The organism is Yersinia hibernica (genome assembly GCF_004124235.1).
Lineage (GTDB): Bacteria > Pseudomonadota > Gammaproteobacteria > Enterobacterales > Enterobacteriaceae > Yersinia > Yersinia hibernica.
This window is the reverse complement of record NZ_CP032487.1, coordinates 3,840,891-3,853,552: the sequence shown is the minus strand read 5'-3', so window position 1 is coordinate 3,853,552 and position 12,662 is coordinate 3,840,891. Positions and strand designations below refer to the sequence as shown.

The following is a 12,662-nucleotide window of genomic DNA, read 5'->3' as shown; positions in this document are numbered from 1 at the left end:
GGGGGCGGTATGGCCGTGATCGCGTTTTTACCCGACCGTCTGAATACGCCGCCCGTTGTTTGGAAAGGCTTCACCGCCGGTGAGTTCCTGCTGGCGGCAGGGGTGGGGTTCCTGCTCGGTATTCCGGTGTCCATTCCCCTGATGTTTATCCCTTTCGTGGGCTGGATTGCGATCCCGACCTGCATGCTGATTATGCCTATCATCGTGGTGTTTATGGGCGGCCGCTGGGTCGGCAATTACAAACGTGGAAAACCGGATAACTATGTCTGGCGGCGGTTGGAGGTGTTACGTGCGAAGGTCGGGCTGTGTCGGGTACTGGTCATTCACAGTCAGGCGTGGGCGCTGCGCCGTACGCGACCTTTTAAATGGGGAGGGACGCTATGAGCCGTTTTCGCAATGCGGTCAGCGCCCGGGACAACCATATTTTCACCCTGCGTATGGTGTGCGCGATGTTGTTCGTGGCACTGGTGACAACCAGCGCTGGCTGGATGATGGCTCCCCGCAATCTGACTATCCATAACCCGCCAGACCTGCGCTCAGGCAGCACCAAAAAGTGGTGGGAAGTGCCCCCTTCCACGGTGTACAGCTTTGCATTTTACATTTTTCAGCAACTCAATGCCTGGCCTAAGGACGGTGAGGTGGATTATCCGGCAAAAATTGCCCAGATGAGCCCCTACCTGACCCCGGCCTGTCAGGATTTTCTGAATAAAGATGCTGAATACCGCACGAACAGCGGGGAGCTGAAAGACCGCGTCCGCGTGGTCTATGAGGTCCCCAAACGGGGTTACAGCAGCAAAAGTGTCAACATGAAATCCGATAACGAATGGGGGGCCCGTCTGGATCTGGTGGCTGACGAGTATTACCACACGGAACCGGTCAAGCGGGCGATGGTGCGTTACCCGATCAAGGTCATTCGCTGGGAGGGCGACCCTGAGCGTAATCCGTTCGGTCTGGCGATGGATTGCTATGACGGTGTGCCGCAGCGGCTGGAAGCCATACCGGTTCAGGCACCGGAGAAAAGAACGGGGGTATTTCAGTGAAACTGAACATTCTGGCCACAATGGGCCTGGTGATGGCCACGGTCGGTACTGCCCACGCCGTGGAACTGATGAAGTGGGAGCGGGTTCCCCTGCAGGTGCCGCTTAACGTGGGACAGGAGCGGATCGTGTTTGTCGATAAAAACGTGCGGGTCGGGTTCCCGCCATCTCTTAACGGTAAACTGCGGGTTCAAAGCAGCGGCGGGGCCGTCTATCTTGATGCCAGCGACGCCTTTCCTGTGACGCGCCTGCAACTGCAGAACAAAGAAAATGGCGAGATTATTTTACTCGACGTCAGTGCTGCTCCCGGCAAAACGACCCGCGAACCGGTGCAGGTGGTGTATGACGGAGAGGTGTCATCGGCATCGGCCAGTGATAAAACCCAGGTTAGCGGTGCCAGCAGCAGCAGCGGTTCGTCTGCACAGGTGCAGAATGAGGCGACGACGCAGCGGCGTAAACCGGTAAAGCTGAGTGCGCCGTTACCTGTGGTGCTGACACGTTATGCCGCCCAAAGCCTCTATGGTCCCCTGCGTACCGTGGAGGCGGTACCCGGCATCAGTACTGTTGCGCTGAAATTGCCTTCCAGAGTCAGCACGCTTTATCCCTCAGCACCGGTGACCGTCAGTCCGTTGGCAGCCTGGAGTCTTAATGGTTACAGCGTGATTGCCCTGCAAGTGCGTAACACGTCAGCGTCAAAAACTATCCTCGATCCCCGTGAGCTGGAAGGACAATTTGTGTCTGCAACCTTTCAACATCGGTGGTTAGGCTATGCTGGGACACCGGAAGATACCACGGTGCTCTATCTGGTCACACAAGGCCGTCCAGACGGTGCGTTCCTGGCCGAGCCAGTCATACCGCCGGCCAGCGCCAAAAAGTCTCGGAGTCCCCGTCAATGAAAATGAAATCTAATGGATTAGTCAAACTCATGGTGCCACTGGCCATTCTTGGCACGGTGTTTATCGGGGTTAAATCCTGCTCAACAGGTCACGGTGAAAAGAAAGCGCAGGCCACTGCTGGGGCGGTTGTGTCTGACCTGACGCCCGAGGACATGAAGGCGATGGGCATTGAGGGTGACACGCCTCAGGATACCCTGCGTACGCTGGTTGGCAGTCTGAAGACGGTGACGAAACGGCAAAATCAGCTTGATGCCGACAATAAAAGCCTGGCGGATGAAAATAAAAACCTGAAGCAGACTAATCAGAATGTCGATGAGCGTATCAATCAGGCAGTGAGCAATGCGCGGTCAGCGGCAGATAAGGAACAGGGCCAACTGAATGGTCAGGTGCAGGCGCTGACGGCGCAAATAGGGGGCCTCATGCAAAAGCTGCAGGATAAAGGCAACGGCACTCAGCCGGCGACAGGAAATACCACCACCGTCGGCAGTGATATTCCGGTGGGCTTAGGGCTTGATGGCGGCGGAACCGGGAACCCTTCACCGGCGACAGACAGTGAGGGGTTGCAGTGGGTTGAGCCTAAAGACGGCGTCGCGGTGGACACCAGCGGCAAACCGGTGGTGGAGGGCAATACCAATACCGCCAGCGGTTTTTCTTTTGCAACCTCCTTTTTGGATGATAACGCCATCACCCATCAGAAAACCGAACTGGCCAATAAAACCAACGCGGGTAAAACGCTCAGTGGCAACTCTGCCGCAGAGGGCCCCGTCGATCCTGTCTATACCCTGCCGGAAAACGCCACTTTAATTGGTAGCCGGGCGATGACCGCGTTGCTAGGCCGTATCCCCATCGATGGCAAGGTGACCGACCCATATCCCTTCAAAGTGCTGATAGGCAAAGACAACCTGACGGCGAACGGTATCGACCTGCCGGACGTGCAGGGCGCAGTCGTGTCCGGTACGGCGACCGGTGACTGGACGCTGTCCTGTGTGCGCGGCTCGGTGACCAGCATTACGTTTGTGTTTACTGACGGCACGGTGCGCACCCTGCCACGGCCTGCCGGGCAGGCCAACAGTCAGGGCGCAAACAATGGCAACAATACCAGCAGTATCGGCTGGCTGTCGGACGAAAACGGTATTCCTTGCCTCGCCGGTGAACGTAAATCAAACGCCTCAACCTACTTGCCCACGCTCTTTGCGCTCTCTGCGGGCGGTGCCGCCGCCGATGCGCTGGCCCAGAACCAAAATACCGCGCAGACGAATGCCTATGGCGGTGTGACGTCCACGCTGACCGGCGATGCCGGGCAGGCGGTCGTTGGGAAAGCGCTGGCGGGCGGTATGCAGGAAACTGCCCAGTGGGTCAAAGCCCGCTATGGACAGACCTTTGATGCCATCTATGTGCCCCCGGGCATGAGGGTGGCTGTTCATATCACCCAGCAGTTGGCGATTGATTACGAAGAGAAAGGTCGCAAGGTGAAATATGACTTCAGCCTGAGCCAAGCTGGCACAGGGCTTGATTAAATGGGCGGCGGTTAAGTGACGGCGCCTGCCGGACAAGGGGTGTTACCGCGGCCGGAGATAGACACGTTTTTGCTGCGTTGTTTTCGGGATTTTGCCAGCGCGGATGCGCTCTACAAAAAAGGGGAGTAGAACCATGAAAAAGAGAACAATACGGCCGCTCGTTGCCCTGGTATTTATGCTGCTTGGCGGCTGCAGCACCAGTAAAGATGCCATGCTTCCCCCCGGTGACAGTACCATGCTCGAGCTGTGGAATGACGGCGCGTCGACAACGCATGCTACTGGTGAAGGGCGTACCACCTTGCGTCGGGCACTGAACAACAGGGAACGCGGGACCGCCACGCCGGTGGCAGAAAGTTACAGCCGCACGCAGGAAAATGAGATTCAGCAGACCTTCCCACGGCTGCCTAATCCTGACATGGTGATGTATGTCTACCCCCACATTGCCGAGGGCAATGCCCCAGTGCCGGGCTACAGCACGGTATTTCCCTTCTACAGTCAAATTCAGTATGCCCTGCCGGGCGAACGCACGGGAGAGTTGTAATGTTTTCATTATTTCGTCGTCAATCCTATGTCTCTGAAGCATACCTTACCGGCAGCGGCCCCTTTGCGGTCGAGGGCCATGAGCCGTTTAGCCGTGAAGGGCGGTTTACACACCAGGATGAGGCCCGTGCCTATTGCCAGCAGCCTTCTATTATCGATTACATGCCCTGGGGGGAATATCTGCCTGAGTGGCGGTGCCTGTTACTGGATGACGGCGTCTCCGTCGGGGCGGTATTTGAAGTGATCCCCGTCGGCACCGAAGGCCGCCCAGCCGAACGCCTGGAGGAAATTCGGGATGTGGTGGAGGATGCACTGCAGGACAGCCTGCCGGAACTCGATGGGAACCAGTGGGTGGTGCAGTTTTACTGCCAGGATGAAACTGACGTGACGGCCTATATGGATAAGCTGCGGGGATATGTCAAACCCTGGGCACAGGGCACTGAATTTACGCAGGCCTGGTTGGCTGAAACCGAACGGCATATGAAAAGCATTTCAGTGGAGAACGGGCTCTTTGAGGACAAAATCGTCACAGGTGCACCCTGGCGTGGCCAGACCCGACGTACGCGGATGGTGATTTACCGCTACGTCGAAAAGCATGCGCGTGACCCGTTACCACCGGCTGTGATGTTAAATCAGGTGTGTGACCGCCTGACCTCTGCGCTGGCTGGGGCTGGGATCCGCTGTGAGCGTCAAAACGGGGAGCAAATCCACAGCTGGTTGCTGCGCTGGTTTAACCCCAGCCCGCAGTGGGTCGCGCCTGAAGTGCTTTACCGGGCCGCCCGTCATGACGATGGCGAGCCGAATAGCCTGCCTATTCTTAACGATTTTAGTGAAACCCTGTGGTTTACGCGCCCGCGCAGCGATGCCGAGCGCGGCGTGTGGTGGTTCGACAACGTCGCGCATAAGGCTGTGCCGGTCGAGCGGTTACGCCGTGCCCCGCAAACGGGCCATCTGACCGGTGAAGTCCGGCGGGGGGAGAATATCAATACCCTGATGGATTTGATGCCGGAAGGCACCCTGATTGCCATGACGTTGATTGTCCAGCCTCAGGACGTGCTGGAAGAGGAGTTTAACCGTCTTGGCCGTAATGCCATGGGGGAAAATATTGAGTCAACCCGTGCCCGTGAAGATGCGAAAAAAGCCCGTGAATACCTGGGTGACCGGCATAAGCTGTACCGCTCTGCACTGACGTTTCTTATTCGCGCGCCAGACCTCGATATGCTTGATAAGCGCTATCTCGATATCAGTGCCAAACTGCTCAATGCCGGGCTGCAGCCGGTGAACCCGGAGCACGATGTGGCCCCGCTGAACGGTTACCTGCGGGCAATGCCGATGTGTTTTAACCCTGCGGTGGATAAAAATCACTGGTACAGCCGGCTGACGTTCGTGCAGCATTTTGCCTGTCTGTTGCCGGTGTTTGGGCGTGATACTGGCACCGGTAATCCTGGGTTTTCCTTCTTCAACCGCGGTGGTGCCCCGCTGACCTTCGACCCGATGAACAAGCTTGACCGGACACAGAACGCGCATTTACTGCTGTTTGGACCGACAGGCTCCGGGAAGTCCGCCACGCTTTGCGCCGCGCTGGCTCAGTTGATGGCGGTGCATCGCTCTCGGTTGTTTTTACTGGAAGCGGGTAACTCCTTCGGGCTGTTGGCGGATTATTATGAGTCGCTCGGGCTGACCGTCAATAAAATCAGCGTCAAGCCCGGGAAGGGGGTTTCTTTGGCCCCGTTTGCCGATGCTCATCTGTTGCTGCAGGTCTCACCGGATGAACTGGTCATTGATGAGTCAGCGCTGCCCGAGCTCGATGCCAGCGCTGAGGATGACGAAGACGACGAGAAACGTGACATCCTGGGAGAGATGGAGATTGCGGCGCGCCTGATGGTCACCGGCGGGGAAGCGGCGGAAGAAGCGCGCATGACCCGCGCTGACCGCGGAATGCTGCGTGAGGCGATCCTGATTGCGGCCAGGACGTCATTTGCTGAAAACCGTCAGATGTTGCCCGAGGACCTGATGTACGCGCTGGAAAATATCGCCCGTGATAACTCACTGGATACCGATGGCCGAGAACGCAGAACGGCCAGCCGGCGGGCGCGTGCGGAAGAAATGTCTGAAGCCCTGCGGATGTTCACGGAAGGCTTCGAGGGTGAGCTGTTTAACCGTCCGGGCACGCCGTGGCCCGAGGCAGACGTGACGCTGATTGATTTGGGCACCCTGGCCCGTGAGGGCTATGAGGCGCAGATGGCGGTGGCGGTCATTGCCCTGGTCAACACGGTGAACAACATTGCCGAGCGCGACCAGTACCACGACAGAGAAATCAATATGGTCATCGATGAGGCCCATATTGTGACCACAAATCCGCTGCTGTCACCGTATATGACCAAGGTGGTAAAAATGTGGCGTAAGCTCGGTGCCTGGCTGTGGCTGGCGACGCAGAACCTGGCGGACTACCCTGATACGGCGGAGAAAATGCTGAACATGGCCGAATGGTGGCTGTGTCTGACCATGCCGCCGGATGAGGTCGAGCAAATTGCCCGCTTTAAAAAACTCACCGTTGAGCAAAAGGCCATGCTGTTGTCGGCGACCAAGCTTCCGCGGTGCTATACCGAAGGGGTGGTGCTGGCCAAGCGGGTGGAAGCCTTGTTCAGGGCAGTTCCGCCCAGCTTGTATCTGGCGTTGGGAATGACAGAAAAAGAAGAAAAAGCCGAGCGGCGGGCCTTGATGAACGAATATCTGTGCAGTGAACTGGAGGCCGCTTTCCATGTGGCCCGTAAGTTCGACAAGGCACGAGGAATACTCACTGAAATGAGGACAGCATGAGACGACGTGGAATGTTCCCCCCCTCCGTGGTTAACGACAGTGAAATGCGTCTTGCCGTCATGTTTGATGTGCCGCCACAAGGGGATGCACGTATCGGTGAAAGCGATCATCGTCAACTGATGAAGTTGAGAGAGAATATCCGCCGGCGTCTGCCTGCACCGCTGACCCTTTCTCTGCGGCCGCACCGGGTAGGACTGCTCAATTGCCTTTCCCTGCACCTGAGTGACCGTGCCGGTGCCACGCTCGATCTGCTCATTACGCTGACCGGTAACACGGTCTGGCCTGATGATAATGAATATGCCCAGGGCGTGCGGTGGTATATCAATGTGCCGGATGCCACTGACATGATGTGGTTGCTGAAATCACTGGATATTGACGGAGCCAATGCGGGGTGATCGGAAACGGGCGACGGCTGCTCAAATCTTTTGGGCTGCCGACGTCCGTTGAACAAGCCGCAGGCGCGTTAGGGATAGGGTGTGTCATCTCTGTGTGGTAGGGGTGATGCAGCTGCGGCGAGCTTTACCTTTGTGGGCCATTTTGACGCGGAGTCGAATTATCTAAAGTGGCGTGCAGAGCAGGACACTTACGGGTAAACCGGATAAATTTTCACAGTCAGATATTGAGTTGTTTACTGACGTCCGGCCGTTATAAACGCACCTTAGGCGGGTTAACCGCTTAAGGAGTGTTCACCATGAAAAGACTCATCGTCTTTCTGCCGGCACTGTGGCTGTGTGCAGTTGCCAGTGCCAGTACTGTCATTTATACCGACAGTACCCATCCCGTCTCATCTGCTTCCCCCGATATTCCGGTGGTTTACCTTGATGCGCCTGAGCGATTGGAGGCAGATATATTTGGCACCCTGCCGGCGAATGCGGCCCTGGCCGAAAAACAGGCTCGTGATGTTCTGGGTCAACCGGCATTTATCGCGCAACAACAACAACTGGCCAGTGCCTATCAGGGTCTGATGAAAGCCTGGTCGCTGGGCCTGACCCACTTTCCGGCGGTGGTTTTTGACGATAAATGGGTGGTCTACGGGACCACTGACGTCAGTGTAGCCATGCAGCATTTTGCCGACTGGCGGGGGGCGCACCAATGACGCTTATTCCACGGCGCTCCCGCCGGCTGCTGATGGCCACATTATTGGTCGGCAGCGGCCTGAGTATGGCCAGCGTCAACACGGCTAGCCTGATTTCCAGCGCGGTCAGCGTGTCCTGCATCAGTTGGACGGTGAAAGGCATCTGCTATTGGCTGCTGTGTACGCCTTTTGGCTGCTCGGTCAAAACGTCCGTCAAGGTCGAGCATTTTATCCCTGAGGCTGTGGTGTCTGCGTATTCCGGCCCGGGAGATAATCCCTGGACGGAAATGGCCACTGTCAGTGATGTTGCTGGTCACGGGGAAAGTGGCATGATGGGCGCACTCAGCGGCGTCATCGCCGGCGGCGGCCAGCAGGAAATGAAAGTCGCTGGGCTGCGCAAACAAAACCTGCATTTTCATTATGCCGATGCGTATGGTCACCCGGCCACCACGCTTATCGGGGGACAGATTGCTGGGTATTCCTGTCAATCTGCCGCCACGCCATTTATCCCTTATTTTGTCAGTTCCCTCGATGCCCTGGTGTGGCGAAGTGGCTTGCCTGAAGCGCTGTACCCGGAAGCGCTTATCCCCGGTCAGCGGGAGCTCGGCAGCCAGGCTGGCGCCAATATGTGGGGCAATATTTACCCGCGCAGCGGGTTTGTCACGCAACAGGACAGTTACAAATCTGCCGCCGTTGTGGCTCAGCGCGTGGCGGATGTTATTACCCGTAACGGTCAGCTTCATGTTTATCAGCCGCTGGTTGGTCAGCCATCACCAGGCTACTGGCCACCGGCGCCGGTGAAAGAGAATACCGGTAGCCAAAATCATAAATGGCAACGCCTTTCACCACAATTGACGACCACCTGCGCCGTGTTTCCTGATACCGGCACGACGGTTGCCCAGGACGGGAACTACGCCTGGGCGCTCTGGCAGCCCTACAGTTGCTGTAAACGTCGCGGGCAGACTTTCCTCTACAGCACCGATTTTTCGTGAGACTCATGCTATGACAATGTACACAAAAAACAACCCGATGTTGCCCCAGGCCTTACTGTTTCTGTTTGCCAGCAGCCTGTCGCCAGCGTATGCGCAGGTCACGGCCTCCTCAACCGGTGTATCCGCTAACGGGGCCATCAGTGACGGCCTGTTCTATTCAATTGGTGGAGGTTCGGTGATATCTCCGCCAGCGTCCCGCAACAGCATGACTCGCCTGGGGATGAACGGAGGATTGAGCAGTGACCTGATGTGCGGAAATTTTGACATCAAAACCACGGTCGGTAACCAGCTCAATGGTGTGACCAGCGGGTTTAAAGACCTGATGGGGACGGTTATTCAGGGAGCCACTGGCGCGGTGGCCAGCATGCCGGCGATGGTCATACAGCGGGCTAACCCGGGGCTGTATGAAATGTTGACCAACGGGGTACTGCAGGCCGGGCTGAGTTTTGATAAATCCAAGCTCAATTGTCAGAACATGGCCAATAAAATGGCCGATTACACGATGGGGAACAAATGGACGCAGGCGGCCGTGACCGAGGAGTACAAAGATATCGTGGCGTCCAGCGACGGTGACGCTGTCAGCAGCGACCAGAAACTGCAGAAGGCGACCGGTGAAGATGGTGCGACCTGGATGGGGGGCCAGAAACGCGGGGGTAAAGGCCAACCGGCGATCAAGCCGACGCACGACCTGGCGAAAGCGGGCTACAACATGATGAACAATCTGCCGGTGACCAGCAACACCACCGTGGGGGCATCCAGCTGCAACGGGTCGGTATGCCAGCGTTATCCGGATTCAGAGGCCGCGGCTACCGCTGTGGTTAAAGTGCTGGGTGACCGTTCTATACGTACCTGCCGTGAGGCCAACGAATGCAACAGCGGCGGGGATGAGAACGCCGCCGGCAGCACGGTGGCCGGCACCGGTTTCTCCCCAATACTGGAAGATGCCACCAAAGAAAACCTTGAGCAGTTGTCCAAACTGGTCGGCGGTTCACAGGCCCCCACTGCCGATAATCTGGCCAAACTGAAAACCGGCAGCCTGGTGGTGACCCGCGGGGTTATCCAGTCTCTGAAAGACGACCCGGACAATGCTGCACTGGTTCAGCGCCTTGCTGGAGAACTGGCGATGTCCGATACGGTAGAGCAGGCGCTGACCATGCGGCGCATGCTGACCACCGGGCAGTCCGAACCGAATGCGGCTGATCAACCGGAAGCGTTGGCAGAAGGAGACCGGCGTGTCGATGCCCTTGACCGTGAAATTGCCGCATTGAGCAATGAAATGACTTTGCGAAAAGCCATCAGTAATAACAGTTTGCTCACCACGCTCGACCGACAGGGGGCGCGTAACCAGGACAGCAAACTGCAGCAGCACAGTGGAAGCCAGGACCAGGGCTTTAACAACATGGGCCAGACATCAGGCGTGCAGCCATGAATATGCCAGCGTCCCACCCACAAAAGCCCCGCTTAGGTGGCGCGGGCCGTTTAGCCCTGATTGTTCTGGTCATTGTGGCCTTGACTGTAGGGCTATTTCTGTTCGCCTCGGTGCTGTTTGAACTCGACCCGGACGGGCATATAGTTCGGGACTGGCTGAGTGCGAGCCGCTATGGGCTGTTTGTCTGGCGACTGACGCTTTATACCGTTCTGGGGTGGGCATGGTGTTGTGGAGTGCGCTCGCAGGTCATGAAAAAATCACCCGGAAGTTCACTCCGTCGTCTGGAATGGACGGCGGCGGGTTTTATTCTGGTACTCGAATTCGCTGCCTGGCGTTCCGTACTGGCATAAGGGGGCACGATGACGGCTAACAGTTTTCTGGAGTATTTTCTGGTGTTGTTCGGCTGGATACTGAACAACGCGCTGTGGAACATTCTGCTCAGTACGGGGTTGTTCGCGCTGCCTCTGGTTTTCAAAGTCCTGGGTATCTGGCTGAAGGTGCGGGAGGAGGGCGCGGATGAGGGCAATAAAGGCGTTCTGGCTCTGCCCCGGGTGGAGCACGCCCTGTACGTGTCATTTTGTGTGATGTTGTTCTGTTGTATTCCGCTGTTGCCGGTCGATATCAGCACCATTAAATTTGACACGTCGCGGGCGAAACAGTGTGGTGTGAGCGTACCCACGCCGCAGAACTCCGGTTATAAAGGGCTGGTTAACGATTTTGATGGGAAGACGGCCGAGGTGCCGGTGTGGTGGTATCTTTTGCATCTGGTCTCCAAAGGCATAACGCAGGCAATGGTTGCGTCGATCCCCTGTGGCGACCAGCTCCGGCAATTGCGGTTTGACATACAAAATACCAAAATCCGGGATCCGATTGTCCTGCAGGAAGTGCAGGACTTCGCCGACCAGTGCTATTCCCGGTCGTACTTTAAGCTCAAAAACAGCAACAGTCAGCTCAGTGACGCCACCATCAACGCTGTTGGATGGATTGGGAGCCGCTATTTTCTCAATACTGGCGGGTACTATGACTATTACACCTCGACCAGCCCCCGCAGCCAGTGGCCGTATGACAATGCGCGAGACAGCGGCTATCCCGATGTCGGCAAAGGAGGCTATCCCACTTGCAAACAGTGGTGGTCTGACGGTACTAACGGCCTGAAGGCCCGCGCGCTGGCCAATATTGATGATTCAACAAAAAATGCGCTAAAGCGAAAGTTTAGTTCTGCTGAATGGGAGGAAATGGCCCTGCGCTGGCTGGTGAGTCCGCGTAATGTGGGATTATCAGGCGGGAGCGGGGAAACTTATGCCGTGGGTAGCAGTGATACGACCTCGGGGTTAGCCGGTAACGTTACCCGGCTTGTTTCGACTATTGGTGTAGGGATTAAGCAAACGGAAGCCTTGCCGGGTTTTGATGCGCTGAAGCAGGCATTGCCGATGATACAGGCGCTGCTGGAGATGATGATTATTATCGTTATCCCAGTGCTGATGATGTTCAGTGCTTATGAGCCGAAAACCGTAGTGACTATTTCGTTCGCGCTGTTTGCGCTGATGTTTATCACGTTCTGGTGGGAACTGGCGGGCTGGCTTGATGACAGGATGATCACCATCTTGTATGACAGCATGTCAGCGCAGGGCATTTCGAACAGCAGTGTACCTTTTGCCGAATTTGTGAGCTCAACCGCTGATGGCTGGATCATGAATTTGGTACTAGGAATGATGTATATCGTATTTCCGATGTTCTGGATCGGGATGCTGGGCTGGATTGGTTTTAAAGCTGGGGAGTTAGCTCAGGCAATGTCTAAAGGTGGGAGCATGCCACAAGATGCCGGGCAGCAAGGTGGGGGCATGGTTAAAGATGCAGTAACTAAAGCCGTAACCAAAGGAGCGAATTAACTAGTCGAGTGACATGAACTAGCTATTCTTATCATGGGAATAGCTAGCCATCGTTTTTTATGTCACCAAAATAATAACCATCACCACTATGGCCATCACGAAATCCATCTTTTAGTTCGTGGTTTTGGTTTGCATGTTTTGACGAGTTTTTTAAGTCAGCAACAGTGCCAGCAACAATTGCTGCCGCACCTAAGCAACCAATAGAAACATCTACAGACCCTAAAAGCAGATTACACCCTAGCTCTTTATAATCGGCTTTCTTCATTTTAAATTTGATTCGCTTCCTGGAGCAGATATCTTCCAGGTCTTTCGGATCAAAGCCATTTTCAATGCTCATAGCAACAGCCCTCTTTTGATTCACAGTTTCTACTCTTTAGACTGTTTTGTCTTAAGCGCATAGTCGGTGTCTTCTCGGCGATATAGGGTGATAACTGTGGTAATGACATCATATTGACCTTCAGATGTAT

The 12,662-nt window shown here is 56.0% G+C and carries 14 protein-coding genes; 12 read left to right on the top strand and 2 right to left on the bottom strand.

Features of this window, described 5'->3' with window-relative positions; genetic code table 11:
* Window positions 1–9: 9 nt before the first annotated feature.
* From D5F51_RS18135 to D5F51_RS18120, 4 genes are read left to right on the top strand one after another with little or no spacing between them, the layout of a single operon-like run.
* A complete protein-coding gene (locus D5F51_RS18135) occupies window positions 10–384 on the top strand; it encodes a TIGR03750 family conjugal transfer protein (RefSeq protein ID WP_129198249.1) in 375 nt (124 codons plus the stop codon).
* Window positions 381–1,040 carry a PFL_4703 family integrating conjugative element protein gene (locus D5F51_RS18130; RefSeq protein WP_129198247.1) on the top strand — a complete coding sequence of 220 codons (660 nt, stop codon included), beginning with the start codon at window positions 381–383 and terminating at the stop codon, window positions 1,038–1,040. Before D5F51_RS18135 ends, D5F51_RS18130 begins: the two co-directional genes overlap by 4 nt.
* Window positions 1,041–1,060: 20 nt before the next feature.
* Window positions 1,061–1,933 carry a TIGR03749 family integrating conjugative element protein gene (locus D5F51_RS18125; protein ID WP_129199457.1) on the top strand — a complete coding sequence of 291 codons (873 nt, stop codon included), beginning with the start codon at window positions 1,061–1,063 and terminating at the stop codon, window positions 1,931–1,933.
* Complete coding sequence (locus D5F51_RS18120) at window positions 1,930–3,450, top strand: TIGR03752 family integrating conjugative element protein (protein ID WP_129198245.1); 1,521 nt, start codon at window positions 1,930–1,932, stop codon at window positions 3,448–3,450. Before D5F51_RS18125 ends, D5F51_RS18120 begins: the two co-directional genes overlap by 4 nt.
* A gap of 42 nt (window positions 3,451–3,492) precedes the next feature.
* Here the strand turns inward: D5F51_RS18120 and D5F51_RS22820 are convergent, their stop codons facing one another.
* Window positions 3,493–3,663, bottom strand: coding sequence for a hypothetical protein (locus D5F51_RS22820; RefSeq protein ID WP_245994978.1), 171 nt, complete (start codon window positions 3,661–3,663; stop codon window positions 3,493–3,495).
* Here D5F51_RS22820 and D5F51_RS18115 point away from each other — a divergent pair.
* The 8 genes from D5F51_RS18115 to D5F51_RS18080 all read left to right on the top strand — a co-directional run bounded on the left by D5F51_RS18115 (window position 3,584) and on the right by D5F51_RS18080 (window position 12,195).
* Window positions 3,584–3,991, top strand: a complete 408-nt coding sequence (locus D5F51_RS18115) for a TIGR03751 family conjugal transfer lipoprotein (protein WP_245994824.1) — start codon at window positions 3,584–3,586, stop codon at window positions 3,989–3,991. The two genes, D5F51_RS22820 and D5F51_RS18115, sit on opposite strands and share 80 nt — an antisense overlap.
* Window positions 3,991–6,810 (top strand): conjugative transfer ATPase, encoded by a 2,820-nt coding sequence (locus tag D5F51_RS18110; protein ID WP_099462332.1) that lies wholly within the window; start codon window positions 3,991–3,993, stop codon window positions 6,808–6,810. Before D5F51_RS18115 ends, D5F51_RS18110 begins: the two co-directional genes overlap by 1 nt.
* Complete coding sequence (locus tag D5F51_RS18105) at window positions 6,807–7,205, top strand: hypothetical protein (RefSeq protein WP_129198241.1); 399 nt, start codon at window positions 6,807–6,809, stop codon at window positions 7,203–7,205. Before D5F51_RS18110 ends, D5F51_RS18105 begins: the two co-directional genes overlap by 4 nt.
* Window positions 7,206–7,501: 296 nt before the next feature.
* Complete coding sequence (locus D5F51_RS18100; RefSeq protein WP_129198239.1) at window positions 7,502–7,906, top strand: TIGR03757 family integrating conjugative element protein; 405 nt, start codon at window positions 7,502–7,504, stop codon at window positions 7,904–7,906.
* The gene (locus tag D5F51_RS18095; protein ID WP_129198237.1) at window positions 7,903–8,877 is read left to right on the top strand and encodes a TIGR03756 family integrating conjugative element protein; all 975 of its coding nucleotides are present in this window, start codon (window positions 7,903–7,905) and stop codon (window positions 8,875–8,877) included. Before D5F51_RS18100 ends, D5F51_RS18095 begins: the two co-directional genes overlap by 4 nt.
* 16 nt (window positions 8,878–8,893) lie before the next feature.
* Window positions 8,894–10,306: an integrating conjugative element protein gene (locus D5F51_RS18090; RefSeq protein WP_425471895.1), complete on the top strand. Its 1,413-nt coding sequence runs from the start codon at window positions 8,894–8,896 to the stop codon at window positions 10,304–10,306.
* Window positions 10,303–10,656 carry a hypothetical protein gene (locus tag D5F51_RS18085; protein WP_129198235.1) on the top strand — a complete coding sequence of 118 codons (354 nt, stop codon included), beginning with the start codon at window positions 10,303–10,305 and terminating at the stop codon, window positions 10,654–10,656. Before D5F51_RS18090 ends, D5F51_RS18085 begins: the two co-directional genes overlap by 4 nt.
* A 9-nt stretch (window positions 10,657–10,665) precedes the next feature.
* Window positions 10,666–12,195 carry a conjugal transfer protein TraG N-terminal domain-containing protein gene (locus D5F51_RS18080; protein ID WP_129198233.1) on the top strand — a complete coding sequence of 510 codons (1,530 nt, stop codon included), beginning with the start codon at window positions 10,666–10,668 and terminating at the stop codon, window positions 12,193–12,195.
* A 43-nt stretch (window positions 12,196–12,238) separates the two neighbouring features.
* Here D5F51_RS18080 and D5F51_RS18075 read toward each other — a convergent pair whose 3' ends face one another.
* Window positions 12,239–12,532 (bottom strand): hypothetical protein, encoded by a 294-nt coding sequence (locus D5F51_RS18075; protein ID WP_129198231.1) that lies wholly within the window; start codon window positions 12,530–12,532, stop codon window positions 12,239–12,241.
* Window positions 12,533–12,662: the final 130 nt, after the last annotated feature.

Bases quoted from the DNA above. Each gene is read 5' to 3' on its own strand.
- D5F51_RS18135 (WP_129198249.1), top strand. From the start codon at position 10: ATGGCCGTGATCGCGTTTTTACCCGACCGTCTGAATACGCCGCCCGTT.
- D5F51_RS18130 (WP_129198247.1), top strand. From the start codon at position 381: ATGAGCCGTTTTCGCAATGCGGTCAGCGCCCGGGACAACCATATTTTC.
- D5F51_RS18125 (WP_129199457.1), top strand. From the start codon at position 1,061: ATGGGCCTGGTGATGGCCACGGTCGGTACTGCCCACGCCGTGGAACTG.
- D5F51_RS18120 (WP_129198245.1), top strand. From the start codon at position 1,930: ATGAAAATGAAATCTAATGGATTAGTCAAACTCATGGTGCCACTGGCC.
- D5F51_RS18115 (WP_245994824.1), top strand. From the start codon at position 3,584: ATGAAAAAGAGAACAATACGGCCGCTCGTTGCCCTGGTATTTATGCTG.
- D5F51_RS22820 (WP_245994978.1), bottom strand. From the start codon at position 3,663: ATGGCATCTTTACTGGTGCTGCAGCCGCCAAGCAGCATAAATACCAGG.
- D5F51_RS18110 (WP_099462332.1), top strand. From the start codon at position 3,991: ATGTTTTCATTATTTCGTCGTCAATCCTATGTCTCTGAAGCATACCTT.
- D5F51_RS18105 (WP_129198241.1), top strand. From the start codon at position 6,807: ATGAGACGACGTGGAATGTTCCCCCCCTCCGTGGTTAACGACAGTGAA.
- D5F51_RS18100 (WP_129198239.1), top strand. From the start codon at position 7,502: ATGAAAAGACTCATCGTCTTTCTGCCGGCACTGTGGCTGTGTGCAGTT.
- D5F51_RS18095 (WP_129198237.1), top strand. From the start codon at position 7,903: ATGACGCTTATTCCACGGCGCTCCCGCCGGCTGCTGATGGCCACATTA.
- D5F51_RS18090 (WP_425471895.1), top strand. From the start codon at position 8,894: ATGTACACAAAAAACAACCCGATGTTGCCCCAGGCCTTACTGTTTCTG.
- D5F51_RS18085 (WP_129198235.1), top strand. From the start codon at position 10,303: ATGAATATGCCAGCGTCCCACCCACAAAAGCCCCGCTTAGGTGGCGCG.
- D5F51_RS18080 (WP_129198233.1), top strand. From the start codon at position 10,666: ATGACGGCTAACAGTTTTCTGGAGTATTTTCTGGTGTTGTTCGGCTGG.
- D5F51_RS18075 (WP_129198231.1), bottom strand. From the start codon at position 12,532: ATGAGCATTGAAAATGGCTTTGATCCGAAAGACCTGGAAGATATCTGC.